This is a genomic window from Microbacterium trichothecenolyticum, from assembly GCF_041938625.1.
Lineage (GTDB): Bacteria > Actinomycetota > Actinomycetes > Actinomycetales > Microbacteriaceae > Microbacterium > Microbacterium trichothecenolyticum_D.
In genome coordinates, this window is sequence record NZ_CP169427.1 from 707,727 (window position 1) to 731,912 (window position 24,186).

The 24,186-nt window shown below is 71.4% G+C and carries 21 protein-coding genes; 18 read left to right on the forward strand and 3 right to left on the reverse strand.

Features of this window, described 5'->3' with window-relative positions; translation table 11 throughout:
- The first annotated feature begins 256 nt into the window (after positions 1 to 256).
- The 10 genes from ACEYYH_RS03275 (at position 257) to msuE (ending at position 10,938) form a co-directional block, all read left to right on the forward strand.
- Complete coding sequence (locus tag ACEYYH_RS03275) at positions 257 to 1,117, forward strand: sulfurtransferase (protein ID WP_374976862.1); 861 nt, start codon at positions 257 to 259, stop codon at positions 1,115 to 1,117.
- Entirely contained in the window at positions 1,114 to 2,538 is a 1,425-nt protein-coding gene (locus ACEYYH_RS03280) for an NtaA/DmoA family FMN-dependent monooxygenase (RefSeq protein ID WP_374976863.1), read from the forward strand. Before ACEYYH_RS03275 ends, ACEYYH_RS03280 begins: the two co-directional genes overlap by 4 nt.
- Before the next feature lie 185 nt (positions 2,539 to 2,723).
- Positions 2,724 to 4,364: a TIGR04028 family ABC transporter substrate-binding protein gene (locus ACEYYH_RS03285; protein WP_374976864.1), complete on the forward strand. Its 1,641-nt coding sequence runs from the start codon at positions 2,724 to 2,726 to the stop codon at positions 4,362 to 4,364.
- 19 nt (positions 4,365 to 4,383) lie between these two features.
- Positions 4,384 to 5,361, forward strand: coding sequence for an ABC transporter permease (locus ACEYYH_RS03290; protein WP_374976865.1), 978 nt, complete (start codon positions 4,384 to 4,386; stop codon positions 5,359 to 5,361).
- Positions 5,358 to 6,335: an ABC transporter permease gene (locus ACEYYH_RS03295; protein ID WP_374976866.1), complete on the forward strand. Its 978-nt coding sequence runs from the start codon at positions 5,358 to 5,360 to the stop codon at positions 6,333 to 6,335. Before ACEYYH_RS03290 ends, ACEYYH_RS03295 begins: the two co-directional genes overlap by 4 nt.
- Positions 6,332 to 7,984: a dipeptide ABC transporter ATP-binding protein gene (locus ACEYYH_RS03300; protein WP_374976867.1), complete on the forward strand. Its 1,653-nt coding sequence runs from the start codon at positions 6,332 to 6,334 to the stop codon at positions 7,982 to 7,984. Before ACEYYH_RS03295 ends, ACEYYH_RS03300 begins: the two co-directional genes overlap by 4 nt.
- Positions 7,981 to 9,036, forward strand: a complete 1,056-nt coding sequence (locus tag ACEYYH_RS03305; RefSeq protein WP_374976868.1) for a putative FMN-dependent luciferase-like monooxygenase — start codon at positions 7,981 to 7,983, stop codon at positions 9,034 to 9,036. Before ACEYYH_RS03300 ends, ACEYYH_RS03305 begins: the two co-directional genes overlap by 4 nt.
- Positions 9,033 to 9,641, forward strand: a complete 609-nt coding sequence (locus ACEYYH_RS03310; RefSeq protein WP_374976869.1) for a CMD domain protein — start codon at positions 9,033 to 9,035, stop codon at positions 9,639 to 9,641. Before ACEYYH_RS03305 ends, ACEYYH_RS03310 begins: the two co-directional genes overlap by 4 nt.
- A complete protein-coding gene (locus ACEYYH_RS03315) occupies positions 9,638 to 10,264 on the forward strand; it encodes an alkylhydroperoxidase domain protein (protein WP_374976870.1) in 627 nt (208 codons plus the stop codon). The genes ACEYYH_RS03310 and ACEYYH_RS03315 overlap by 4 nt, the downstream gene beginning before the upstream one ends.
- Complete coding sequence (gene msuE / locus ACEYYH_RS03320; RefSeq protein WP_374976871.1) at positions 10,261 to 10,938, forward strand: FMN reductase; 678 nt, start codon at positions 10,261 to 10,263, stop codon at positions 10,936 to 10,938. Before ACEYYH_RS03315 ends, msuE begins: the two co-directional genes overlap by 4 nt.
- Before the next feature lie 86 nt (positions 10,939 to 11,024).
- Here msuE and ACEYYH_RS03325 read toward each other — a convergent pair whose 3' ends face one another.
- The 3 genes from ACEYYH_RS03325 to ACEYYH_RS03335 form a co-directional block, all read right to left on the reverse strand.
- On the reverse strand, positions 11,025 to 12,071 hold the full coding sequence (locus tag ACEYYH_RS03325) for an LLM class flavin-dependent oxidoreductase (RefSeq protein WP_374976872.1): 1,047 nt from the start codon (positions 12,069 to 12,071) through the stop codon (positions 11,025 to 11,027).
- A 112-nt stretch (positions 12,072 to 12,183) separates the two neighbouring features.
- Positions 12,184 to 13,602: an LLM class flavin-dependent oxidoreductase gene (locus ACEYYH_RS03330; protein WP_374976873.1), complete on the reverse strand. Its 1,419-nt coding sequence runs from the start codon at positions 13,600 to 13,602 to the stop codon at positions 12,184 to 12,186.
- Between the two features lie 65 nt (positions 13,603 to 13,667).
- Positions 13,668 to 13,919 carry a hypothetical protein gene (locus tag ACEYYH_RS03335; RefSeq protein WP_374976874.1) on the reverse strand — a complete coding sequence of 84 codons (252 nt, stop codon included), beginning with the start codon at positions 13,917 to 13,919 and terminating at the stop codon, positions 13,668 to 13,670.
- Between ACEYYH_RS03335 and ACEYYH_RS03340 the strand changes: the two genes are divergently transcribed.
- The 8 genes from ACEYYH_RS03340 (at position 13,918) to ACEYYH_RS03375 (ending at position 24,039) form a co-directional block, all read left to right on the forward strand.
- Positions 13,918 to 14,916: an ABC transporter substrate-binding protein gene (locus ACEYYH_RS03340; protein ID WP_374976875.1), complete on the forward strand. Its 999-nt coding sequence runs from the start codon at positions 13,918 to 13,920 to the stop codon at positions 14,914 to 14,916. The genes ACEYYH_RS03335 and ACEYYH_RS03340 overlap by 2 nt on opposite strands.
- A complete protein-coding gene (locus tag ACEYYH_RS03345) occupies positions 14,916 to 15,794 on the forward strand; it encodes an ABC transporter permease (protein WP_374976876.1) in 879 nt (292 codons plus the stop codon). The genes ACEYYH_RS03340 and ACEYYH_RS03345 overlap by 1 nt, the downstream gene beginning before the upstream one ends.
- The gene (locus ACEYYH_RS03350) at positions 15,770 to 16,537 is read left to right on the forward strand and encodes an ABC transporter ATP-binding protein (RefSeq protein WP_374976877.1); all 768 of its coding nucleotides are present in this window, start codon (positions 15,770 to 15,772) and stop codon (positions 16,535 to 16,537) included. Before ACEYYH_RS03345 ends, ACEYYH_RS03350 begins: the two co-directional genes overlap by 25 nt.
- Complete coding sequence (locus ACEYYH_RS03355) at positions 16,534 to 17,874, forward strand: LLM class flavin-dependent oxidoreductase (protein WP_374976878.1); 1,341 nt, start codon at positions 16,534 to 16,536, stop codon at positions 17,872 to 17,874. The genes ACEYYH_RS03350 and ACEYYH_RS03355 overlap by 4 nt, the downstream gene beginning before the upstream one ends.
- A 121-nt stretch (positions 17,875 to 17,995) precedes the next feature.
- The gene (locus ACEYYH_RS03360; protein WP_374976879.1) at positions 17,996 to 19,870 is read left to right on the forward strand and encodes an ABC transporter ATP-binding protein; all 1,875 of its coding nucleotides are present in this window, start codon (positions 17,996 to 17,998) and stop codon (positions 19,868 to 19,870) included.
- Positions 19,867 to 21,693: an ABC transporter ATP-binding protein gene (locus ACEYYH_RS03365; RefSeq protein ID WP_374976880.1), complete on the forward strand. Its 1,827-nt coding sequence runs from the start codon at positions 19,867 to 19,869 to the stop codon at positions 21,691 to 21,693. Before ACEYYH_RS03360 ends, ACEYYH_RS03365 begins: the two co-directional genes overlap by 4 nt.
- A gap of 163 nt (positions 21,694 to 21,856) precedes the next feature.
- Positions 21,857 to 22,882 (forward strand): pyridoxal-phosphate dependent enzyme, encoded by a 1,026-nt coding sequence (locus ACEYYH_RS03370; RefSeq protein WP_374976881.1) that lies wholly within the window; start codon positions 21,857 to 21,859, stop codon positions 22,880 to 22,882.
- Positions 22,879 to 24,039, forward strand: a complete 1,161-nt coding sequence (locus ACEYYH_RS03375; RefSeq protein WP_374976882.1) for a cystathionine gamma-synthase — start codon at positions 22,879 to 22,881, stop codon at positions 24,037 to 24,039. The genes ACEYYH_RS03370 and ACEYYH_RS03375 overlap by 4 nt, the downstream gene beginning before the upstream one ends.
- Positions 24,040 to 24,186 lie beyond the last annotated feature (147 nt).

The following is a 24,186-nucleotide window of genomic DNA, read 5'->3' on the forward strand; positions in this document are numbered from 1 at the left end:
CGGAGCCCGGGATTCACGTGTCGCGCGAGGGTGCGGCATCCGTTCCTCCATCGGTTCTGGCGGAATCGTACGGCCGGGTGGCCGGCCCGACCCGGATTCGCATCGAGACACTCCGTGCGGGCCAGCCCGTCGCGTCGCCCGCGACGACATCACGGATGACACTGCGTATGACCGCGTGTGACGCTCCGTGTCGTCGCGTCGCGGCGTGTGTCGTCACGACATCCCGGCCGGTCCGCGGCCGGGCGAGCATGGCCGCATGGCATCCCCACTCATCTCGCCGACGGAGCTCGCCGACCTGATCCGCAGCGGCACCCCGCCGCGGATCCTCGACGTGCGCTGGCGGCTCGACCAGCCCGAAGGCCGGCCCGCGTACCTCGACGGGCACCTGCCCGGGGCGGTGTACGTCGACCTCGATCACGAGCTGGCCCGCCGCGGCGACCCGCGCGAGGGGCGTCACCCGCTGCCGCCGCGCGAGCAGCTCGAGGCCGCGGCGCGGCGGTGGGGCATTCGGGGCGGCGACACCGTCGTCGCGTACGACGACGTGCACTCGGTCGCCGCCGCGCGCGCGTGGTGGATGCTGACGCGGTCGGGACTCGCCGACGTGCGGGTGCTCGACGGCGGCCTGCGCGGCTGGCTGGCCGAGCGACTCCCGCTCGAGACGGGCGACGTGCTGCCACGGCCGCCGGGGGATGTCGTGCTCGACGAGATCACCGAGGGCGTCGCCGACATCGACGGCGTCGAGGAGTGGCCCGACCACGGTCTGCTGCTCGACGTGCGCGCGCCCGAGCGCTACCGCGGCGATGCCGAACCGCTCGACCCGGTCGGCGGGCACATCCCGGGTGCGGTGAACCTTCCGACGACGGTGCACCTGACCGCGGGCACGTTCCGCTCGCCCGACGAGATCCGTGCCGAGTTCGCTGCTGCGGGCGTCGTCGACGGCGTCTCGGTGGCGGCGTACTGCGGCTCGGGCATCGCGGCGACGCACACGGCGCTCGCGGGCGCGCTCGCCGGCATCGACGTCGTGGTCTACCCGGGGTCGTGGAGTCAGTGGTCGCGCTCGCGCGGCCGGCTGGCCGCCGTCGGCCCGGCACCGTCGCTCGACGTGATCCCGCTGTGAGCGGCGCCGTCGACAGGCCCGCGACCGGGCCGCTCATCGTCGGCGCCATGGTGCGAACGCTCGGCGCCTACCCGTCGGGCTGGCGGCAGCCGGGGGCGCACGCGGATCCGCAGACGGATGCCTCGATCCTGCGTCGCGTCGCCCGCCTGGCAGAAGACGCCGACCTCGACTACCTCTTCTTCGGCGACTGGCTCGCCACCGGTCCCGACCTCGAGTTCCGCGACCCGTACCTGCTCGCCCGCATCGACCCGGTGAGCGCTGTGCTGTACCTCGCGGGGGTCACCGAGAAGATCGGGCTGATCGCCACCGTGAACTCGACCTACGCCGACCCGTACGCGACAGCGCGGGCGACCGCCTCGCTCGACCTGCTCACCGGCGGTCGTGGCGGGGTGAACCTCGTCACCGGCGCCGAGCCGCGGGCGGCGGCGAACCACGGCCGCGACGCACACGCCGACAACGAGGCGCGCTACGACCGCGCCGAGGAGTTCGTTCGGGCGCTGCGCCTCTTGTGGGAGTCGTGGGACGACGACGCCTGGATCGCGGATCGCGACAGCGGGGTCCTCATCGATGCGGAGCGCCTTCGCACTGCGGCCTTCGTGGGCACGCAGGTGCGGGTCGAAGGACCGCTGAACGTCGCCCGCCCGCCGCAGGCGCACCCGCCGATCGTGCACGCCGGCACCTCGCCCCGCTCCCGCGCGCTCGCTGCGACCGAGGCCGACCTCGCGCTCATCGCCGCCGCAGACCCGGCGTCGGCTGCGGCCACTCGCACCGAGCTGCGGGCTCTGGCCGAGGCATCCGGTCGCGATCCCGACGACCTGAAGGTGATCGTGCCGGTGCTGCCGGTCGTGGCGGAGACGGATGCCTCGGCCCGCGCCGTCGTCGACCGCCTGCTGCTGCTCGTGCCCATCGACGACGGGGCTTCCGGCCATGCGGAGCGTCCGGGTTTCCCCGCGAACCGGTCGCTCGCCGCGTTCCTCGACGCGGCCGGGCTGCCGGCCGACGACCCGGCGCGGCGCGCCGCGGTCGACGACGTCGTGGCCGCGGATGCCGCGGCGCGGTTCGCCGAGGCGGGCGCGCGTGTGCTGGACCTCGTGCGGTTGCGCACCGGGCGAAGCGTCGGCGGCGAGCACCCCGTGACCTGGCGGCACCTCATCGCGGCGCACGCGGTGCCGGCGAACTTCGTCGTCGGAGGGCCTACCGTGATCGCCGATCACTTCGAGCTCTGGCGCGCCGCCGGCGCCGCCGACGGGTTCAACGTGCTCTCGGCGTTCCAACAGGCCCAGTTCGAGGCGTTCGCGCAGCTCGCGGCCCCCGAGCTGCGACGTCGCGGACTGCTCGGCCGCGCCGGTGCGACGCTGCGCGAGCGGTTGTCGCTCGGCGCGCCCCGGCTCGCCTACGCGCCCGCGCTCGCGACCCGCTGAGCAGGCCCCGGGTCGCCGAGCGGACAGGCTCAGCGCCCGGGGGACTGTTACCCCCGATGACCCCCGGTGACGCCCGCTTGCGGACGGTGAACGGGCGTGACATCCCGATCCGTCGGCTCCGCCGGCCCGTCCCTAGCGTTGCCAGCACCTCTTCACCGCACACCCGATCCCACCAGGAGCACCACATGTCCCGTCCCGCATCGCGACTCGTCGCCGGTGCCCTCGCGGCCGCCGTCGCGGCATCCCTCGCCGGCTGCGCCACGCAGCAGGCCGCGAGCACCGACCCGAGCGCCTCGGCCGGCGAGCCCGTCACCGGCGGCACGCTCACGTACCTCGAGCACCAGACCTACACGAACCTGTACCCGCCGCAGGCCGGCTTCTACCCGAACGGCGGCATCGTCAACAACATCACCGCGCGCCTGACGTGGCAGAACCCCGAGACGCTCGAGATCGAGCCGTGGGTCGCCACCGAGTGGACGGTGAACGAGGACGCCACCGAGTACACGTTCGAGCTGCGCGACGACGTCACGTTCTCCGACGGCACAGCGCTCGACGCGGCCGCCGTCGCGAAGAACTTCGACACGTACGGCCTCGGCAACCCCGACCTCGGCCTCACGGTCTCGGAGGCGATCAACAACTACGCCTCGAGCGAGGTCGTCGACGCCGACACCGTGACGTTCCGCTTCTCGGCCCCCTCCCCCGGGTTCCTCCAGGCGACGTCGACGATCAACTCCGGCCTGCTGTCGCCCGAGACGCTCGACAAGTCGCTCGAGGAGCTCGGCGCGGGCAACGCGACCGACATCATCGGCTCGGGCCCGTTCGTGATCACCGACGAGGAGCTCGGCACCGCGCTGACCTTCGAGGCGCGTGACGACTACGACTGGGCGCCGCCGAGCTCCGAGCACCAGGGTCGCGCCTACCTCGACACGATCAACCTGATCGTGACGCCGGAGGACAGCGTGCGCATCGGCTCGCTGCTGTCGGGCCAGGCCGACTACATCCGCTACGTGCAGGCATTCGACGAGGCCCGCGTCGAGTCGAGCGGCTTCGACCTGTACGCGCCGCAGACGCGCGGGGTGAACAACGCGCTGAGTCTGCGGTTCACGAACCCGATCCTCAGCGACATCGCGGTGCGCCAGGCGCTCGTCGCCGGCGTCGACAGCCAGGAGGTCGTCGACACGATCTTCACCGGCAACTACCCGCGTGCGACCTCCGCCCTCAGCTCGTCGGCCCCCGGCTACAAGGACGAGTCGGAGTTCTACGAGTACGACCCCGAGAAGGCCGAGGAGCTGCTCGACGAGGCCGGCTGGGAGCCGGGTGCCGACGGCATCCGCGAGAAGGACGGCCAGCGCCTGTCGCTCGACGTGTACGAGGCGAAGCCGCAGCCGCTGTCGAAGCAGACCCTCGAGCTGGTCTCGCAGCAGCTGAAGAAGATCGGCGTGGAGCTGAACGTGAAGTCGGCGGACGCCGGCACGTACGCCGAAGACATCAAGGACCCGCTGAAGACCCCGCTCTACCACTCGATGGTCGGCCGTGCGGACCTCGACGTCATCAAGAGCCAGTACTTCACGAAGAACCGCAACACGCTGCTGTCGGACGACGCCGAGCTCGACGCGCTGCTGCTCGCGGTCGCCTCGACGCCCGACGCCGACGAGCGGGTCGCCGCATCCGAGGCCGTGCAGGACTACCTCGCGGAGCAGGCGTACGTGATCCCGCTGTTCGAGGAGCCGCAGGTGTACGGCGCCGCGCCGTACGTCCACGGCATCGAGTTCGAGTCGGTCGCGCGTCCGCTGTTCTACAACGTGTGGCTCGACAAGAAGCAGTAGGACACGGGGAACCAAGCCGATGAGCTACGCGCTCCGACGCGCCGGGCAGGCCGCGATCGTTCTGATCGCGGCCTTCACGGCCACCTTCATCCTCCTGCAGCTGCTGCCGGGCGATGCGATCCTGATCAAGTACGAGAACCCCGAGCTCGGGCTCACGCCCGAGCAGATCGAGGCGATCCGGGTCGCGTACGGCGCCGACTCGACGTGGTGGGAGCAGTACTGGGTGACCCTGACCGGCTACGCGCAGGGTGACTTCGGCTACTCGACGCAGTACGGAACGGGCGTGCTGCAACTCATCGGCGAGGCGCTGCCGCCGACCGCGGCGCTCGCCACCCTCGGCTTCCTGCTCGCGGTGGTGATCGCTGTGGCGATCGCCTTCCTCTCGACGCTCGCGCCGTTCGCGTGGCTGCGGCAGGCGCTGCAGGCGCTGCCCGGCGTGTTCGTCGCCATCCCGGTGTTCTGGCTCGGGATCCTCCTCATCCAGGTGTTCTCGTTCGGGCTGGGGTGGGTGCCGATCGTCGGGGCCGACCCGGTTCAAGGGCTGATCCTGCCGGTGATCACGCTCGCGGTGCCGATCTCGGCGCCGCTGGCGCAGATCCTGGTGCGCAGCATCGACGAGGTGCAGCTGCAGCCGTTCGTGACGGTCGTGCGCGCCAAGGGCGCGTCGCCGTCGTGGGTGCTGTGGCGATCGGTGGCGCGCAACGCGCTGCTGCCGACCCTCACGATCGCCGGCGTGCTGTTCGGCGAGCTCATCGGCGGGGCGGTCGTCACCGAGACGGTCTTCGGGCGACCTGGCATCGGCCGCGTGACCGAGCAGGCCGTCGCCAACCAGGACATCCCGGTGCTGCAGGGCATCGTCGTGCTGGCCGCGTTCACCTTCGTCGTCGTGAACCTCGTCGTCGACCTGCTGTACCCCGTTCTCGACCCGCGGCTGCGCAGCGCCAAGCGCGCGGCGCGCACCACGTCGAACCCCGCGCTGCAGGAGGCCCCCGCATGAGCACCCCCCTTCGACAGGCTCAGGGATCGGTGGTGGCGCAGGAGACGGGTGCCGCGACCGCCGCACTCGCCCGGGACGAGGCATCCGGGACCGTCCTCGACCCGGTCGCGCAGGACGCCGGAGCCCCCGGCGGGCAGCCCGAGCGCCGTTCCTCGGTCGCGCGGCTGTTCGCGCTGGGGCGACGCCCCTCATGGACCCTCGCCGCGTCGATCGCCGTCATCGTGATCGCGGTGCTGTGGGCGGTGACGCCCTGGCTGTTCACCTCGTACGATCCGATCGTCGGCGTGCCGGCAGACAAGCTGCTGCCGCCGAGCACCGCGCACTGGTTCGGTACCGACGCGATCGGGCGCGACCTCTACGCCCGCGTCGTCTACGGCGCGATCCACTCGCTGTCGGGGGCACTGATCGCCGTCACCGTCGGCCTCGCCGCGGGCACGCTCATCGGCGTGCTCGCAGGTTCCGTGGGCGGGTGGGTCGACGACGTGCTGATGCGGCTCGTCGACGTGCTGCTGTCGATCCCGGGCCTGCTGCTGATGCTGTCGGTCATCATCCTGCTCGGGTTCGGCACCGTCAACGCGGCGATCGCGGTGGGCGTCGTGAGCGTCGCGTCGTTCGCGCGTCTCTCGCGCTCGGAGGTCGTGCGGGTGCGGCGCTCGGACTACGTCGAGGCCGCGTTCGGCACCGGCGGATCGTTCGCCTCGGTGCTGCGCCGGCACGTGCTGCCCAACTCGCTCACCGCCGTCGTGGGACTCGCCGCCCTGCAGTTCGGCACGGCGATCCTCGCCATCTCGACGCTCGGCTTCCTCGGCTACGGCGCTCCGCCGCCCACGCCGGAATGGGGCCTGCTCATCGCGGAGGGCCGCAACTACGTCGCCACCGCGTGGTGGCTCACCACCCTGCCGGGCCTCGTCGTGCTCGTCGTGGTGCTCAGCGCCAACCGCATCAGCCAGTCGATCGGAAGGGGTTCGCGATGAGCGTCCTCGATGTCCAGGACCTTCGCGTGTCGTACGAGACCCGCAGCGGCCGCCGCGAGGTCGTCCACGGGGTGGACGTGTCGATCGGCGAGGGAGAGGTCGTCGCGCTCGTCGGCGAGTCCGGCTCAGGCAAGTCGTCGACCGCACACGCGCTCATCGGGCTGCTGCCCGAGGGTGGGCGCGTCGACGGCGGGACGATCGCGATCGGCGGCGTCGACATCACCGGGTGGAGTCAGAAGCGCCTGCGTGCGGTGCGCGGCGTGCAGGTCGGGCTCGTGCCCCAGGACCCCGTGTCGTCTCTCGACCCGGTGCGCCCGATCGGCGTGCAGGCGGGCGAGATCCTGCGTCTTCACGGCGTGAGGGATGCCGCCACCCGCCGCACGCGCGTGCTCGAGCTGCTCGAGCGAGTTGGCCTCGACGACCCCGCCCTGCGGGCGAGGCAGTACCCGCACGAGCTGTCGGGTGGAATGCGCCAGCGCGTGCTCATCGCCACCGCGATCGCCCTGCGACCGCGGCTGATCATCGCGGACGAGCCGACGAGCGCGCTGGACGCCACCGTGCAGCGCCGCATCCTCGATCTCATCGACGACCTCCGGCGCGAAGAGGGCACGTCGGTGCTGCTGGTCACGCACGATCTCGGCGTCGCGGCCGACCGCGCGCAGCGCATCGTCGTGCTGAATCAGGGGCGGGTCGTCGAGCAGGGGCCGAGCTCCGGCATCCTGTCGTCGCCCGACGACCCGTACACCCGACAGCTGCTCGCCGACGCGCCGGCGCTCGCGACCGAGGGATTCCGTCGCCCCGCGCCGCCGCTGTTCATCCGGGATGCCGCGGCCGCCGCCGCGGAGAATCCCTATGCCATCACCGCCGAGGGACTCGTGAAGGAGTTCGCGGTCCAGGGGCGCGGGCGCGCGCCGTTCCGCGCCGTCGACGACGTGTCGTTCCAGGTGCGCCGCGGCACGACGCACGCCCTCGTCGGCGAGTCGGGCTCGGGAAAGACGACGACCGCGCGGCTCGTGACGCGGTTCCTCCACCCCGACGCCGGCCGCATCGAGCTCGCCGAGGCGTCCGGCGTGCCGGCCGACATCGCGGGCCTGCGCGGCGAGGGGCTTCGCCAGCTGCGCCGCCGTGTGCAGCTCGTCTATCAGAACCCGTTCTCGTCGCTCGACCCGCGTCAGAGCGTCGCGCAGATCGTGGCCGAGCCGCTGCACAACTTCCGTGAGGGCACGCGGGCCGAGCGCCGGGCGCGCGCCGCCGAGCTGATCGAGCGCGTCGCGCTCCCGGCCGACGTGCTCGAGCGCTCGCCGCGGGAGCTCTCGGGCGGCCAGCGGCAGCGCGTCGCTATCGCCCGGGCTCTCGCGATCCGCCCCGAGGTGGTCGTGCTCGACGAGGCCGTCTCGGCGCTCGACGTCACGGTGCAGGCGCGCATCCTCGAGCTGCTCGAGTCCCTCCAGCAGGAGCTCGGGCTGACGTACCTGTTCATCTCGCACGACCTCGCGGTCGTTCGCCGCATCAGCCACACGGTGTCGGTGATGCGCCGAGGCCGGGTGGTCGAGTCGGGCACCACCGAAGCCATCTTCACGTCGGCGACCCATGACTACACGCGCGAGCTGCTCGCGGCCGTGCCCGGACGATCGGAGGTCGCGGCATGACCGTGTCGTCTCTCGCCTTCTTCACCCGACTGCTCGACGACGCGCCGGCCGCCGAGCGCTACCGGCTCGCGACCGACCAGATCCGTCACGCCGAGCGCTTCGGCATCGGGCGCGCCTGGGTCGCGCAGCACCACTTCCACGCTGCGGAAGGAGGACTGCCCGCCCCGTTCGTCTTCCTCGCGCACGCCGCCGCCGCGACCAGCGAGATCCGCCTGGGCACCGGAGTCGTGACGCTCCCGCTCGAAGACCCGGTGCGGGTCGCCGAGGACGCCGTCGTCGCCGACCTGCTCTCCGGTGGCCGGATCGACCTCGGCCTCGGCAGCGGAGGCACGCCTTCGTCGTTCATCCCCTTCGGGCAGGACGTCGTTGCCAAGGCCGCCGTCTACGACCAGAAGCTCGCGGTGCTGCTCGACGCGCTCGCGGGCCGCGAGATCGGCGGCGGCAACACGCTCTACCCGCCCGTGTCGACAGACGGCCCGTCGCTGGCCAGGCGCGTCTGGCAGGCGACCTTCTCGGCGCCGGGCGGCGCGCGTGCCGGAGTGCACGGTCACGGCCTCCTGCTGTCGCGCACCCAGCCGCGCCCCGCGGGCCGGCCAAAGGCGACGCTCGCCGACCTGCAGCAGCCGATCATCGACCGCTACCTCGACACGCTCCCTGCGGGCGCGAGGCCGCGCATCACGGCCTCGCGGACGGTGTTCGTCGCCGACGACCGCGCCGACGCGCTGCGCTTCGCCGAGGCCGGGCTGCGTCGCGCCGCGGAGGGCTTCCGCCGTTCCGGCCAGCACATCCCCGGCGACTCCCTCGCCGAGCTCATCGAGGCGACGGACACCCACCTCGGAACGCCCGAGGAGGTCGCCGCCTCGCTCGCCGCAGACTCCACCCTGTCGCGGGCGACCGAGGTCGCCTTCCAGGTGCATTCGGTGGATGCCCCACACGACTTCGTGCTGCGCTCCATCGAGCTCTTCGCGACCGAGGTCGCCCCGACGCTCGGCTGGGGTGTGCCCGACCGATCTCTCGAACCACTCGGCCGTCTCGGAAAGGAGACCCCATGACCACCCCGACCATCGATGTCGTCGACGAACTGGTAGGCGTGCGTCCCGGCGACGCGCTCGACGAGCTGCGCCGCCGGCGCCCCGTCACGCGCGACCAGCTGCAGGCGAGCTACGACGCGCTGTTCGCCCCGCTCGACGAAGCCGATTTCCCGCTGGATGAGCGGCTGCTCGTCGCGGCGTTCGCGACCCGTTCGACCGCCGACGACGCCACGGCCGACTTCTACGCGGATGCCGCGCGCCGAGCCGACGCCGAGCGTGCGGCGATCGTGCTGACCGAGGCATCCGTCGCCGCCACGGCCGGTCCGTTCGGCGCGTACCGCGAAGAGGGGCTCCGCGACGAGAGCACCGATGGTCGCCGGTATGAGGCCGGCGGTGAGGTGCGCGAGGTGCTGGGGGAGCGACTCGCCGCGGCTCTCGCGCACACGCACCTGCTCACGTTCCGCCCGCGAGAGGCGGACGTCACCGACCAGAGCCGACTGCTCGACGCGGGCTGGAGCATCGACGGCATCGTGACGCTGTCGCAGCTCGTCTCGTTCCTCGCTTTCCAGCAGCGCGTCGCCGTGGGGCTGCGCGCACTCGCCGCTTCCCCGGAGGTCTCCGCATGACTGGCACCACGACCGAAGTCGTCGTCCTCACCCACGACGCTGCGCACCCTCACGCGTTCACGCGCGCGGAGGTGGGCTGGCTCCCGTGGCTCGAGCCGCTTCCGGTCGACGAGCTCACCGAGCGCCACTACGACGGTCTCGTCGACCGCCCGCGGGCGTCGAGCGACTACTTCCGTCTCCTCGCGCGCGACCCCGAGATCCTCCGGGCCCGCACTCTCGTCGACAAGGACATCTTCTACAACCTCGCCGAGGGACTGCCGCGCGCCGATCGCGAGCTCGCCGCGACCGCGGCGTCGCGCGTCAACGGCTGCGTCTTCTGCGCGTCGGTGCACGCGCGGTTCGCTGCGCACTACTCCAAGGCTCCGGAGCTTGTCGATCGCCTGCTCGACGAGGGCATCGACGCGGAACTGGGGGACCGGTGGGACGCGATCGTCGCGGCGGCGACGGCGCTGACCGCCACACCGGTCGTCTTCGACGAGACCCATGTCGAGCGCCTGCGAGCGGCCGGTCTCGACGACCTCGAGATCGCCGATGTCGTGCACGGCGCCGCCTTCTTCAACTGGGCGAACCGGCTGATGCTGTCGATCGGGCGTCCCGTCGCGCCGCCGGAGGAGCGACCGTGACCGGTCCGGATGGGCGAGTGACCCTCGAGGTCGGTGCCGGCGCCCAGGGAACGCACGTGCCCGAAGCCGCCTCGGCTGCGCCGTCGGCAGCGACCGGCGCATCACGACCGCTGAAGGTGGTGGGGGTATCGGGCTCGCTCCACGAGCCGAGTCGCACCACCGCCCTGGTGCGGACGATCCTCGCTACCGTCGCCCGGCAGCTCCCGGCCGAGACTGAGCTCGTGGAGGTCGCCGCGCTCGGCGCGGGTTTCGCCGGCGCCCTCACGCGCGAGGAGGTCGCGCCCGAGGTCGAAACCGCCCTGCGGGCGATCGAGTCGGCCGACCTACTCGTCGTGGCGAGCCCCGTGTATCGGGCCTCGTTCACGGGGCTGTTCAAGCACCTGTTCGACTTCGTCGGCCAGTACGACCTCGTGGGAACGCCCGTGCTGCTCGCAGCCACGGGCGGCGGCGAGCGGCACGCGCTGATCATCGAGCATCAGCTTCGGCCCCTGTTCGGCTTCTTCCAGGCGCTGACCCTGCCGATCGGCGTCTACGCGTCGAACAGCGACTTCGTGGACTACCAGCTCACCTCACCCGACGTCGCGCGTCGCGTCGTACAGGCAGTCGACCGTTCGCTGCCGCTCATCGAGCAGGCGGCGCTCGTCCGCCGATCGGAGTATGTCGCGACCTGGTGACCAGCGCGCACGGCAAAGGGCTGCGCGCAGTGGCGCGCAGCCCTTTACGAATGCGTCGCGGCGGGAGCCGCGAACCACACCGAAGCTCAGAGCGCGACGGCTGCGGGACGCAGCAGCGGCAGGAGCTGGGAGCCCTGGCGCTCGATCTCGCGTAGGTACGGGGTGTCGGAGAGCACGAAGTGCGTGACGCCGAGCGCCTGGTAGCGGCGCAGGGACCGCGCCACATCTTCAGCGGAACCGACGAGCCACGTCGTGCCCGCACCGCCGCCGCCGAATCTTCCCGGCGCCGTGTAGAGGTTCTCGTCCAGCACGTCGCCGCGCTCGGCCAGGTCGTGCAGCCGCTGCTGGCCGACGGCGGCGGGGCGGTCGCGCGGTAGCCACCCTTCGCGAGGGCCCCGCTCGGCAAGCTCGGCGACCTTGGCCTCGGCATCCGCCCACGCCTGTTCTGTCGTATCGCGCACGAATGTCGTGACGCGGAGGCCGAACTCGAGCGGGGCGTGCTCGCGCCCCAGCTCCGCGCTCAGCCGCTTGAGCCGGTCGATGCGCTCGGCGACGCCGTCGAACGGCTCGCCCCAGAACAGTTGCACGTCGGCCTGCGTCGCGGCCATGCGCTCGGCGGCCGCCGACGCACCGCCGAAGTACAGCCGCGGGTTCCGACGCGCACCACGCACGACCGGCTGCGGTCCGAGGGTCGCGTGGTCGACCGAGAGATGCCTGCCGGTGAACGACACGTGTTCTTCGGTCCACGGGCGGCGCACGATCTGCAAGAACTCGCTGGTGCGCTCGCCTCTCGCCGACTGCTCCTCTTCGGCCTCGCCGTACGCCGCGAGGTCGTCCTTGCCCGACACGATGTTGACGAGCACACGGCCGCCACTGAGATGGTCGAGCGTGGCCGCAGCCGCAGTGAACTGCGCCGGCCGCCAGTATCCAGGACGGATGGCGATAAGCGGCTGGAACGTCGTCGTGCGCGCCGTGAGCGCTGTCGCCACCGTGAACGTGTCGGGGCGACCCCACCCCGTTCCGAGCAGCGCACCCTCCCACCCGTGGCGTTCCAGCGCTTCGGCGTGGGAGGTGAGCGTGTCGAGGCTGTTGTGGTCTTGCACGGTGTCGTCGCCTCGATGACCTGGGCGCACCTGGTTCGGGATGTACCAGAGATGGTGGGCCTGCGGCTGCGGGGTTCGTGCGGCAGGGGACGGGGTGAGGTCGTCGGTCAGCCCCGCACATCGCCGGCGGCTAGCGCGCCGGTCATGCGCGCGCGTCTTCGAGCTCGCGCGCCTGGGCGACAGGCCGGGCCGGGTCGCCCGGCGCGGCGGTCGCGTAGCGGCTCGCCGGGCGGGCCAGCCCGTAGTGGTCGCGCAGCGTTGTGCCCTCGTACTCCTCGCGGAACAGTCCGCGCCGGCGGAGCACGGGCAGCACGTGGTCGACGAACTGCTCCAGGCCCGACGGCAGCACGGCCGGCATGATGTTGAAGCCGTCGGCTGCCTCGGCGTCGTACCAGTCCTGGATGGCGTCGGCCACCTGCTCCGGCGTGCCGGCGAACGTGCGGTGTCCGCGGCCGCCGCCGAGCCGGCCGATGAGCTGGCGCACCGTCAGCCGGTCGCGCCGCGCGAGCTCCACGATGAGCGTGTAGCGGCTCTTCGCGCCCTCGATCTCGTCTTCGGCGGGCAGGTCGGCCGGGAGCTCGCGGTCGAGCGGAAGGTCGTCGGGTGAGAGGCGCAGCGTCTTCGCGAGCTGCACGCGGGCGTACTCCGGCACGATGAGCTCGTCGAGCTCGCGCTCCTTGGCGAGGGCCTCGGCCTCGGTCGACCCGATCACGGGGACGATGCCCGGCAGGATCTTGATGTCGTCGGCGCTGCGGCCCGCAGCGATCGTGCGCGCCTTGAGGTCGGCGTAGAACGCGCGCGCGTCGCCGAGCGTCTGGTGCGCCGTGAACACGGCCTCCGCATACCGCGCCGCCAGCGCCTTGCCGTCGTCCGACGAGCCCGCCTGCACGATGAGAGGGCGCGCCTGCGGCGAGCGGGGCGTGGTGAGCGCGCCGCCCACCGAGAAGTGCGTGCCGACGTGCTCGGCCGGGTGGATCTTCGTCTTCTCGGCCCACACGCCGTTCGCCTTGTCGGCGAGCACGGCGTCGTCGTCCCACGAGTCCCAGAGCTTGAAAGCCACCTCGAGGAACTCGTCGGCACGCTCGTAGCGCACCGCATGGGCGGGCTGATCGTCGAGGCCGAAGTTGCGGGCGATGTCGGGCCCGGCCGTCGTGACGACGTTCCACCCGGCACGGCCACCCGACACGTGGTCGATCGACGCGAAGCGCCGCGCGAGGTTGTACGGCGAGTTGTACGTCGTCGACGCGGTCGCGATGAGGCCGATGCGCTCGGTCACGGCCGCGATCGCGGTCAGCACGATCAGCGGATCCAGGGAGCCTGCCGGCCGGCGTCCGACGTCGGAGCGCAGGCCCGGGCCGTCGGCGAAGAAGATCGAGTCGAGCTTGCCGCGCTCGGCGAGCTGCGCGAGGCGCCGCAGGTGTTCGATGTTCGTCGAGGTCCACGACGGGTCGCTCTCCGGCAGTCGCCACGACGCCTCGTGGTGCCCCGTGCTCATGAGGAAGGCGTTCAAGTGCAGTCGTCCCGGGCGGTGGTTCGCGCTGGCGTATCTCGGTTCGGTCATGGAGGTGCCCTTTCGGCTCGAGTGCGGTGTCGACATCTGCGGGCGGAACCCTCTTCGAGGTGGGCTCACGCGGGCACCACATTGACAGCGCATCCGCGCCCGCCGGAGCGAGATGACCCGGGATGCCGCTTCATGACGCCGCGAAGCGCGGTGTTACCGACGATGACGACGGGGGCTCTCACCCGCATCGTGGACTCGCGCATCATCGCTCCAACGAGTTCCCCCCACCCGCCCTGAAAGGACGAAATGACCGAATCAACGCGCGCATCGTCAGCCGCCAGAACGATCTCGCTGCTCCTGGCGAGTGCGGTGGTCATGACCCTCGCAGGGTGCGCCTCCGCCAGCGCCGCGCCGGCGACCACCGAGTCGTCGGCAGCGCCATTGCCCACCGGAGCGCCGGACCCCGACACCAGCCTGAGTATCGCCGGGCGCACGACGCAGCTGCAGCTCGAGGCGGCCGGCTCGGAGATCGAACCGCTCGACTTCACCGTCGCCGAGTGGGTGAACGTGGGCGCCGGACCGGACGTCATCCAGGCGTTCCGTGCCGGTTCCCTCGACATCGCGTCGAACGCGATCATCCCGCCCATCCAGGCGCACGACATCGACTTCGACGCCACGATCGTCGGGGTGCTCGAACGGCCAGAGCCTTCTTACGTGTTCGCCACGGCGCCGGGCTCCGACATCTCCGACTTCTCCGACTTCAAGGGCAAGAAGATCGCCTTCTCGCAGGGCCAGTCGCAGGGCGACACCGTGCTGCGCACCCTCAAGACGGCGGGTATCTCCAACGACGAGGTCGACTTCGTCGAGCTTCCGAGCACCCAGTTCCTCACGGCGCTGCAGTCGGGGCAGGTCGACGTCGCACCGCTGGGAGAGCCGGCCGTCACCAAGTACATCGATCAGTACGCGCAGGACGGAGCCGTCGCGATCCCGTCGGAGGAGCCCGACCTGCTCACGATCCTGTGGGTGCCGACCGCGGTGCTCGCCGACGAAGACAACGTGCGTGCGGTCCGCGACTACATCCGCGCCTGGGCGCAGGGACAGGTCTGGGCGTGGGAGAACGCCGACGAGTGGAAGCAATTCCACTATGTCGACACCGAAGGTGTGACGGCGGAAGACGCCGACCGCATCTGGGCGAAGGCGAACAAGCCGTTCTTCCCGGCTGACTGGGACAACGCGGTCGATTGGGCGCAGTCCTCGATCGACCTCCTCGTCGAGGGCGGATTCGTCTCGGACTTCGATGCCGAGGTGCTGTTCGACCGCCGGTTCGAAGGCGACGCGGTCGCCGCCGTGGCGGAAGAGTATCGGGGGAACTGATGACTACCACCATCGCACCGTCCGCCGGGCGGACCCACGTCGACACCGCAACGGCTCGCGCGGCAGGCGAGGTCCCGGCCGGCCTCGTCCGCCAATCACGACGCCGGCAGCTCGGGCGCCGACGTCTGATCCCGGGATCGCGCCTGCTGGGACCGTTCATCATCCTCGTCATCTGGCAGTCGGCCGCCTCGTTCGGGCTGCTCGACCCGCGGCTGCTCACCGGTCCCGACGTCGTGCTGGGCACCGCGTGGAGCCTGATCCTCGACGGGCGGCTCGGCGAGAACGTCGCCGCATCGCTCAGCCGTGCCCTGCTCGGCCTCGTGATCGGAACGGTGAGCGGCGTGGTGCTGGCGGTGGTCGCCGGCCTCAACCGCCTCGGCGACTCGCTCATCGACGGCACTCTGCAGGTCAAGCGGGCGGTCCCGAACCTCGCCCTGATCCCGCTGCTGATCCTGTGGCTCGGCATCGGGGAGGAGTTCAAGGTCACGATCGTGGCGCTGGGCGTGCTGATCCCCGTCTACATCAACACCTACAGCGCCCTGACAGGAATCGATCAGCGATACATCGAGCTCGCCGAGACGCTCGGGCTCAGCCGCTGGCAGTACGTCCGGTCAGTGCTGCTCCCCGGCGCGCTCCCCGGCTTCTTCGTCGGGTTCCGGCTTGCCGTGGTCGGGTCGTGGACGGCGCTGATCGTCGTCGAGACCATCAACGCGACCTCCGGAATCGGCTACATGATGTCGCAGGCGCAGCTGTATGCGCAGTCCGACATCATCCTGGTGGGCCTCGTCGTTTACGGCGTGTTCGGCTTCACCTCCGACGCCCTCGTGCGACTGCTCGAGAGGAAGGTGCTGTCATGGCGACGCACGCTGGCCAGCTGACCGCCGCGGTCGAGATCACGGGGCTCACCCGTTCGTTCGGGGACCGCACGGTGCTCGACGCCGTCGACCTGCGGATCCACCGGGGCGAGTTCGTCGCCCTCATCGGGCGCAGCGGCTCCGGCAAGAGCACCCTGCTGCGCGCGGTCGCCGGTCTGGACGACGGAGTGGACGGGTCGGGCGAGGTGTTCGTGCCGCGCAGAGTGTCGCTGGTCTTCCAGGACTCGCGGCTGCTGCCGTGGCTGCGGGTGCTCGACAACGTGGTGCTCGGCCAGTCGGGCTCTGGCGTCGCCGCGCGCGGGCGGCAGGTGCTCGCCGAGGTCGGTCTGGCCGGCCGCGAGCGGGCGTGGCCGCACGAGCTCTCGGGCGGCGAGCAGCAGCGCGCGGCGCTGGCCCGCTCGCTCGTCAGCGAGCCCGAGCTGCTGCTGGCCGACGAGCCGTTCGGCGCGCTCGACGCGCTGACCCGCATCCGCATGCACGCGCTGCTGCGCACGCTGCTGAACGTGCATCGCCCGGCCGTGCTGCTGGTCACACACGACGTCGATGAGGCCGTGCTGCTGGCCGACCGCGTGCTCGTCATCGACGAAGGGCGCTTCGCCCTCGACCTCGAGATCGACCTGCCCGGCGAGCGGAGCGCGCAGCATCCCGACTTCATCCGATATCGCGAGCAGCTGCTCGAGTCGCTGGGCGTCACCACGGCGCACCCAGCACCTGACGCGAACACCGATCACGAGGAGACACGGTGAGCGCGCGGACGGATCGACGCCTGCACTTCAACCTGTTCCTGCACGACACCGGGCACCACGAGGCGTCGTGGCGACTGCCGGAGGCCGACCCGCACGCGCTGCTCGACCTGGGCTACCACCAGCGGCTGGCGCGCATCGCGGAGGACGCGAAGTTCGACTCGCTCTTCCTCGCCGACTCGCCCGCACTGTTCGGCGACGTCGGGCGGCGTCCACAGGGATCGATCGAGCCGACCGTCCTGCTCGCCGCGCTCGCCGTCACGACGTCGAGGATCGGGCTGATCGCCACCGCGTCGACGTCGTACAACGAGCCGTTCAATCTCGCGCGCCGGCTGTCGTCGGTGGACTGGATCTCGGGCGGCCGGGCCGGATGGAACATCGTGACGACGGCGGGCGAGGCCGCCGCGCGCAACTTCGGGCTCGAGGATCAGCCGCTGCACAGCGACCGATATGCACGGGCGTCGGAATTCCTCGAGGTCGCGACGCGGCTGTGGGACTCGTGGGAAGACGACGCGATCGTCGCCGACAAGGAGGGCGGCGTGCACGCGCTCGCCGACAAGGTGCACAGCATCGACCACCGGGGGCGCTACTTTCGCGTCGACGGGCCGCTCAACGCGCCGCGCAGTCCGCAGGGCTATCCGCTGCTCGTGCAAGCGGGGTCGAGCGAGGACGGCAAGGAGTTCGCCGGCCGCTGGGCGGAGGCCGTGTTCACTGCTCAGCCGACGGTCGAGGAGGCGCGGAGCTTCTACGCCGACGTCAAGCGTCGTGCCGTCGGGAACGGGCGCGACCCCGAGCACGTGAAGATCCTTCCTGGGCTCGTGCCGGTGATCGCCGATACTGAGGCCGAGGCGCGCGAGCTGGATGCGGAGCTTGACCGGCTCATCTCGCCCGAGTACGCGCGCCGCCAGCTGGCCCGGACGCTGCGTGTCGATCCGGAGTCGCTCGCCTTCGACCGGCCGCTGCCGACGGACCTCCCCGACGAGGACGACATCGAGGGCTCGAAGAGCCGCTACACCCTCATCGTCGAGCTCGCCCGCCGCGAGAACCTCACGGTGCGCGAGCTCATCGGGCGGCTCGGCGGCGGACGCGGGCACCGCACCTTCACCGGCACGCCGGTGCAGGTCGCCGACACGATCCAGGAGTGGTTCGAGACGGGCGCCGCCGACGGGTTCAACATCATGCCCGCCGTGCTGCCCTCGGGGCTCGAGGTGTTCGTGGCGAAGGTGCTCCCGATCCTCCGGGAGCGGGGGCTGTTCCGCACCGAATACGAGGGCAACACCCTGCGCGAGCACTACGGGCTGCCACGCCCGGCCAACCGGCGCGTGCTGGCAGGCGTGTAGTCGACAGGCGGATCGAGGCGGCGCCTCCGAAGCGCCGCCTCGATCCGCCGCGACGTGCGTCCCCTCTTGATCCGCGGTGCCGAATTCGCGGCGCCGACCGGTGCCTCCCTGGAAGGAACCGATGGCCCTCGCTCCCCGAGAATCGACGCTCGCGCATTCTCTTCTGCGTCTCTCCCCGCTCGCGAGGCCGGTGGTGCCGCGGCTCGCGCTCGGCATGATCACCGCCGTGGTCGCGAGCGGCGTGGCCCTGGCGATCCCGCAGGCGCTGCAGTGGATCGTGAACGGTCCGCTCTTCGCCACGCACGACGCTCGCGGCCTCTGGGTGGGCGTCGCGATCGTGCTGGGCCTCGGCATCCTCGAGGCGGGTCTGCTCGTGGCCCGGCGGCAGCTCGTGCTCGCCCCCGGAGCCAAGCTCGAATCCGACCTGCGCGTGCGGCTGTACGAGCATCTCGTCGATGTGCCCGCCGCGTTCCACGACGAGTGGGGCAGTGGCCAGCTGCTGTCGCGCTCGATGAGCGACATCCGCCGCTTCCGCCGCTGGATCAGCTTCGGCTTGATCATGATCTGCGTCAACACGCTCACGATCGTCGCGGGCATCGTGCTCATGCTGATCGCGAGCCCGCTTCTCGGGGCCGTCTTCGCGGCGGCCGCCGTGCCGGTCGCGGTGGCGAGCCTCTACTTCCGCCGGAGCTATCGCACGGCGTCGCGCCTCGCGCAGGACCAGGCCGGCGATCTCGCCACGACGGTCGAGGAGTCCGTGCGCGGCATCCGCATCCTCATGGCGTTCGGTCGCGGCCGCGCGGCGCTCGAGTCGTTCTCGACGCAGGCCGACGTGCTGCGCGAGACAGAGATCCAGAAGGCCCGCTCGCTGGCGACCGTCTCGATGATCCTCACCGCGCTCCCCGAAGCCGCGCTCGCCGTGTCGCTCGTGCTCGGCGCGTTCCTGGTCGCGGGAGGACACCTCACCGTGGGCGCCATCGTGGCGTTCTTCGGCACGGCCGCCGTCGTGAGCGGCCCCCTCGGGCGCCTCGGCGAGCAGTTCGCCATGTCGATGGACGCCAAAGCCGCGATCGACCGCTTCTTCGAAGTGCTCGACATCCCCAACACGATCCTCGACCCCGAGAGCCCGGTCACGCTGCCGGAGTCGGCGCGACGACTCGAGCTGCGCGGGGTGACCTTCCGGCATCCGGATGCCGATCCCGGCGTCCCCGCCGTGCTCGACGACCTCGACCTCGTCGTCGAGCCGGGCGAGACGCTCGCATTGGTGGGAGTCGCGGGATCGGGCAAGAGCAGTCTCGCCCAGCTCGTGCCGCGTCTGTATGACGTGACGCAAGGCAGCGTGCTCATCGGCGGCATCGACGTGCGCGACGTGACGCGCACCGACCTTCGCCGACACGTCTCGATCGCCTTCGAGGAGCCGGTGCTGTTCTCCGCCTCGGTGCGCGAGAACATCCTGCTCGGAGTGCCCGGCGCGGGCGACGACGTGCTGCACGCCGCGATCGCGACAGCCGGCGCCGACTTCGTCCGTGACCTCCCCGACGGCGTCGACACCGTGATCGGCGAGGAGGGCCTCACCCTGTCGGGCGGCCAGCGGCAGCGCATCTCGCTGGCGCGGGCGATCGCGGCGGCCCCCCGCATCCTGATCCTCGACGACCCGCTGTCGGCCCTCGACGTGCACACCGAAGAGCTCGTGACGCGGCGGCTGCGTGCGCATCTGCACGAGACGACCACCATCGTCGTCGCTCATCGACCGTCGACCGTCGCACTCGCCGATCGCGTGGCGCTGCTCGACGACGGGCGCATCGCGGCGCTCGGCACGCACGTCGAGCTGCTCGCGTCGAGCGCGCGCTACCGATCGGTGATCACGACGACCCAGGCCGACTCCGCTCCTCTCGTCACCCCGGCCGCGGTCGGCTCGGTCGGCGCCTCGCCCCGGAGCACCGGTCGCGCGGGCTCGAAGTCCACGGCCCTCGCCGCAGCGGAGGCCGTCGCATGAGCGGCGTGGCACTCGAGGACCACGTCGAGCTCGAACGGTCGCTCGCGCGCCGCGTGCGCCGCAGATCGCTGCGGCTGCTCGGGTCGCTGCTGCGGCCGATGCGGTGGCGGTTCGGCCTCATGCTGCTGCTCGTCGCGGCGGCACAGGCCGCGAAGGCCGCCGGGCCGCTGTTCGTCGCGGTGGTGATCGACACCGGGCTGCCGCTCCTGATCGACGGCGACCCCACGTCGGTGCTCGCATCCGGGTTCGGGTACGTGACCGTCGCGCTGGCGAGCGGCGCGCTCACGCTGTGGTCGATCCGGCTGAGCGCGCGCATCGCCCAGGCGGCGCTGTACGAGCTGCGCCGGCGCGTGTTCCGCCACACGCAGCGGCTCAGCCTCGAGTTCCACGAGACCTACACCTCGGGTCGCATCATCGCGCGGCAGACGTCCGACCTCGACGCGGTGCGGGAGCTTCTCGATTCCGGTGTGAACCAGCTCCTCTCGGGCTTGCTGTTCATGGTCTTCGTCGCGGTCATGCTGCTGGCCCTCGATCCCTGGAGCGGGTTCATGCTGGTCGCGGCATCCGTTCCCGTCGCCTTGCTCACCCGCTGGTTCCACACGCGATCGCAACTGCACTACCGCTCGACGCGTGTGGCGTCGGCGCGGCTCATCGTGCAGTTCGTCGAGACGATGGCGGGCAACCGCGCCGTGCAGGCGTTCCATCGCGAGCGCCACGACATCGCGCGCCATCGCGAGCTCTCCGACGACTACCGGTTCGCCGACCAGCGGGCCGTGGGACTGATCGGTGTCTACAACCCCGGTCTCGTGCTGATCGGCAACGTGACGGTCGCGGCCATGCTCGCGGTCAACGGCTACCGGGTCTTCGCCGGGGAGCTGCAGGTGGGGGTGCTCATCGCGGCGCTGCTGTACGCGAAACGGTTCTTCGCGCCGGTGCAGGAGATGGCGCAGTTCTACAACTCGCTGCAGTCGTCGGTCGCGGCGCTCGAGAAGATCTCGGGACTGCTGGAGGAGGAGCCCTCGGTCGCCGCGCCGGCCCGCCCGGTTGCCCTGCCGAGGGCGCAGGGGCGCATCGACTTCGACGAGGTTCGCTTCAGCTACACCCCGGGCGCCGACGTGATTCCGGGCCTCGAGCTGCACGTACAGCCGGGCGAGGTGCTGGCGCTGGTCGGCACGACCGGCGCGGGAAAGTCGACGATCGCGAAGCTCGTCGCGCGGTTCTACGACGTGACGGGGGGCACGGTGCGCCTCGATGGCGTCGACGTGCGCGACCTGTCGTTCTCCGATCTGCGGCGCGCCGTCGTCATGGTGACGCAGGAGAGCTTCCTGTTCAGCGGAACCATCGCCGAGAACATCGCGATTGGCCGGCCCGAGGCATCCCGCGACGAGATCCAGGCGGCGGCGCGGGCCGTCGGAGCAGACCGCTTCATCGACGCGCTGCCCGACGGGCTCGACACCGACGTGCACAAGCGCGGCGGCCGGCTCTCGGCGGGTCAGCGCCAGCTGGTCTCGTTCGCGCGCGCGTTCCTCGCGGATCCGGCCGTGCTGATCCTCGACGAGGCGACGGCCTCGCTCGACCTGCCGAGCGAGGCGATCGTGCAGCAGGGGCTGGCCACGCTCCTCGCCGGGCGCACGGCGCTCGTGATCGCCCACCGGCTGTCGACGGTGGAGTCGGCGGATCGCGTCGTCGTGCTGCGCCACGGGCAGGTCGTCGAGAGCGGCACGCCCGCGGAGCTCCTCGCGGCCGGAGGCGAGTACGCCGCGCTGCACACCGCGTGGCGGGCTTCGATCGACGGCCGGCTCGTGCCTCCGACCCGAACCTGACGCGTGATCGGATATCGACCGCGACGCCGACCTCGGTCTAGACTGACGCACGTGTTGACCTGTCGGTGTTGTCGCCCCTGTTGTTGAAGCGTTCGCTTCACGCAGACCTCAGCGACCCCGACAACCTCCCGCGCACCCGCGCGGCAACACACCAGGACACAACGTGCGTTACGCCCAGAGCGTGGCCGACCTCGTCGGCAACACCCCCCTCGTCCAGCTGACCCGTGTCACCGACGGCGTCGCCGCGACGGTGCTCGCCAAGGTCGAGTACTTCAACCCCGGCGGCTCCGCCAAGGACCGCATCGCCCGGCGCATCATCGACGCCGCCGAACGCGACGGACAACTGCTGCCCGGCGGCACGATCGTCGAGCCGACGAGCGGCAACACCGGCGTCGGCCTCGCGCTCGTCGCGGTGCAGCGCGGCTACCGCATGATCTTCGTGGTGCCCGACAAGTTCGCGGGGCCCAAGGTCGACGTCCTGCGGGCGTACGGCGCCGAGGTCGTCGTCACCGACACGAGCGTGCCGCCGGAGGACCCACGCTCGTACTACAGCGTGTCGGACCGGCTTGTGCGCGAGATTCCGGGAGCGTTCAAGCCGAACCAGTTCGCGAATCAGAACGGGCCTCTGAGCCACTACGAGACGACGGGCCCCGAGATCTGGCGCGACACCGATGGGCGCGTGACGCATTTCGTCGCCGGCATCGGCACCGGCGGCACGATCACCGGCACCGGGCGCTACCTGCACGAGGTGTCGAACGGCGCGGTGAAGGTGGTCGGGGCCGACCCCGAGGGGTCGATCTACTCCGGCGGCCCCATCCACGGCTACCTCGTCGAGGGCGTGGGCGAGGACTTCTGGCCCGAGAGCTACGACCCGTCGGTGCCCGACGAGATCCACCGCATCTCCGACGCCGAGACCTTCGAGATGACGCGCCGCCTCGCCCGGGAGGAGGGACTTCTCGTCGGCGGATCGAGCGGCATGGCCGTGGTCGCCGCCCTGCGGACGGCCCGCGACCTTCCCGCCGACGCCGTCGTCGTCGTGCTGCTGCCCGATCACGGCCGCGGCTACCTCAACCGGTTCTACGACGACGGCTGGATGCGCGACCACGGCTTCGACGTCGCGACCGGCGCGCCCGGCGCGAACACCGGCCCCGCAGCATCCGTCACCCCCACCGAAGGAGCACCCGAATGACCGAGCCCACGAACGACCGCGGCTTCGAGACCCGGGCGGTTCACGCCGGGCAGGCCTTCGACCCGACGACGGGCGCGGTCATCCCGCCGGTGCACTTCTCGACGACGTACGCGCAGGACGGGATCGGCGGACTCCGCCAGGGGTACGAGTACGGGCGCAGCGGCAACCCGACGCGCACCGCGCTCGAGACGCAGCTCGCCGCCCTCGAGGGCGGCGCGCACGCGCTGTCGTTCGCGTCGGGCCTGGCCGCCGAGGACGCGCTGCTGCGCGCCGCGCTGAAGCCCGGCGACGAGGTGCTGCTCGGCAACGACGTCTACGGCGGCACCTATCGCCTCATCGCGCGGGTGCTCAGCGGATGGGGGGTCGGCGTGCGGGTCGTCGACATGAGCGATCTCGATGCGGTGCGCGCGGCGCTCGACGAGCGTCACGCGCGGATCCTGTGGGTCGAGACCCCGAGCAATCCGCTGCTGCGCATCACCGACATCGCCGGGCTCGCCCGCCTGGGCCACGACGCCGGGGCCCTCGTCGTGGTCGACAACACGTTCGCATCGCCCGCGCTGCAGCAGCCGCTGGCGCTCGGTGCCGACGTCGTCGTGCACTCGACGACCAAGTACCTCGGCGGGCACTCCGATGTCGTCGGCGGCGCCCTCGTGCTCAACGACGACGCCTTGTACGCCGAGGTGAAGTTCCTGCAGTTCGCGGTCGGCGCGGTGTCGGGCCCGCTCGACGCGTGGCTCACGACCCGCGGCATCAAGACGCTGGCCCTGCGCATGCAGCGGCACAGCGAGAACGCGCAGGAGGTCGCGGACTTCCTCTCGGGCCACGGCTCCGTCGCGCGCGTGTACTACCCGGGGCTCGCCTCGCACCCCGGGCACGATCTCGCGGCGCGGCAGATGAGCCGGTTCGGCGGGATCGTGTCGGTGGCGCTGGCGGATGCCGCGTCCGCACGTCGCTTCGCCGAGTCGACGCGCCTCTTCCAGCTGGCAGAGTCGCTGGGTGGGGTCGAGTCGCTCATGAACTACCCCGACGAGATGACCCACGCCTCGGTGCGCGGCACCGAGCTCGCCGTCCCGCCGGAGGTCGTGCGCCTCTCGGTCGGCATCGAGTCCTCTGCCGACCTCCTCGCCGACCTCGACCAGGCCCTTTCCGGCCTCTGACGCCCGTCGACTTCTCGTCCGTTCTTCTCACCGGTCACGAGGTGCCGCCGCGGGCAGCATTTCGTGACCGGTGAGTCGTGAGATGCCTGACTCCTCTGCTCGCCTGTCACATCCTGTTGTCGTAGGCAGCAGTTCGTGACAGGTGAG

Excerpts from the sequence above, each read along its gene's own strand:
- ACEYYH_RS03350 (WP_374976877.1), top strand. The coding sequence starts at position 15,770 with ATGGCGACGCACGCTGGCCAGCTGACCGCCGCGGTCGAGATCACGGGG.
- ACEYYH_RS03360 (WP_374976879.1), top strand. The coding sequence starts at position 17,996 with ATGGCCCTCGCTCCCCGAGAATCGACGCTCGCGCATTCTCTTCTGCGT.
- ACEYYH_RS03305 (WP_374976868.1), top strand. The coding sequence starts at position 7,981 with ATGACCGTGTCGTCTCTCGCCTTCTTCACCCGACTGCTCGACGACGCG.
- ACEYYH_RS03300 (WP_374976867.1), top strand. The coding sequence starts at position 6,332 with ATGAGCGTCCTCGATGTCCAGGACCTTCGCGTGTCGTACGAGACCCGC.
- ACEYYH_RS03330 (WP_374976873.1), bottom strand. The coding sequence starts at position 13,602 with ATGACCGAACCGAGATACGCCAGCGCGAACCACCGCCCGGGACGACTG.
- ACEYYH_RS03290 (WP_374976865.1), top strand. The coding sequence starts at position 4,384 with ATGAGCTACGCGCTCCGACGCGCCGGGCAGGCCGCGATCGTTCTGATC.
- ACEYYH_RS03375 (WP_374976882.1), top strand. The coding sequence starts at position 22,879 with ATGACCGAGCCCACGAACGACCGCGGCTTCGAGACCCGGGCGGTTCAC.
- ACEYYH_RS03345 (WP_374976876.1), top strand. The coding sequence starts at position 14,916 with ATGACTACCACCATCGCACCGTCCGCCGGGCGGACCCACGTCGACACC.
- ACEYYH_RS03335 (WP_374976874.1), bottom strand. The coding sequence starts at position 13,919 with ATGACCACCGCACTCGCCAGGAGCAGCGAGATCGTTCTGGCGGCTGAC.
- ACEYYH_RS03365 (WP_374976880.1), top strand. The coding sequence starts at position 19,867 with ATGAGCGGCGTGGCACTCGAGGACCACGTCGAGCTCGAACGGTCGCTC.
- ACEYYH_RS03285 (WP_374976864.1), top strand. The coding sequence starts at position 2,724 with ATGTCCCGTCCCGCATCGCGACTCGTCGCCGGTGCCCTCGCGGCCGCC.
- ACEYYH_RS03340 (WP_374976875.1), top strand. The coding sequence starts at position 13,918 with ATGACCCTCGCAGGGTGCGCCTCCGCCAGCGCCGCGCCGGCGACCACC.
- ACEYYH_RS03275 (WP_374976862.1), top strand. The coding sequence starts at position 257 with ATGGCATCCCCACTCATCTCGCCGACGGAGCTCGCCGACCTGATCCGC.
- ACEYYH_RS03315 (WP_374976870.1), top strand. The coding sequence starts at position 9,638 with ATGACTGGCACCACGACCGAAGTCGTCGTCCTCACCCACGACGCTGCG.
- ACEYYH_RS03295 (WP_374976866.1), top strand. The coding sequence starts at position 5,358 with ATGAGCACCCCCCTTCGACAGGCTCAGGGATCGGTGGTGGCGCAGGAG.
- ACEYYH_RS03310 (WP_374976869.1), top strand. The coding sequence starts at position 9,033 with ATGACCACCCCGACCATCGATGTCGTCGACGAACTGGTAGGCGTGCGT.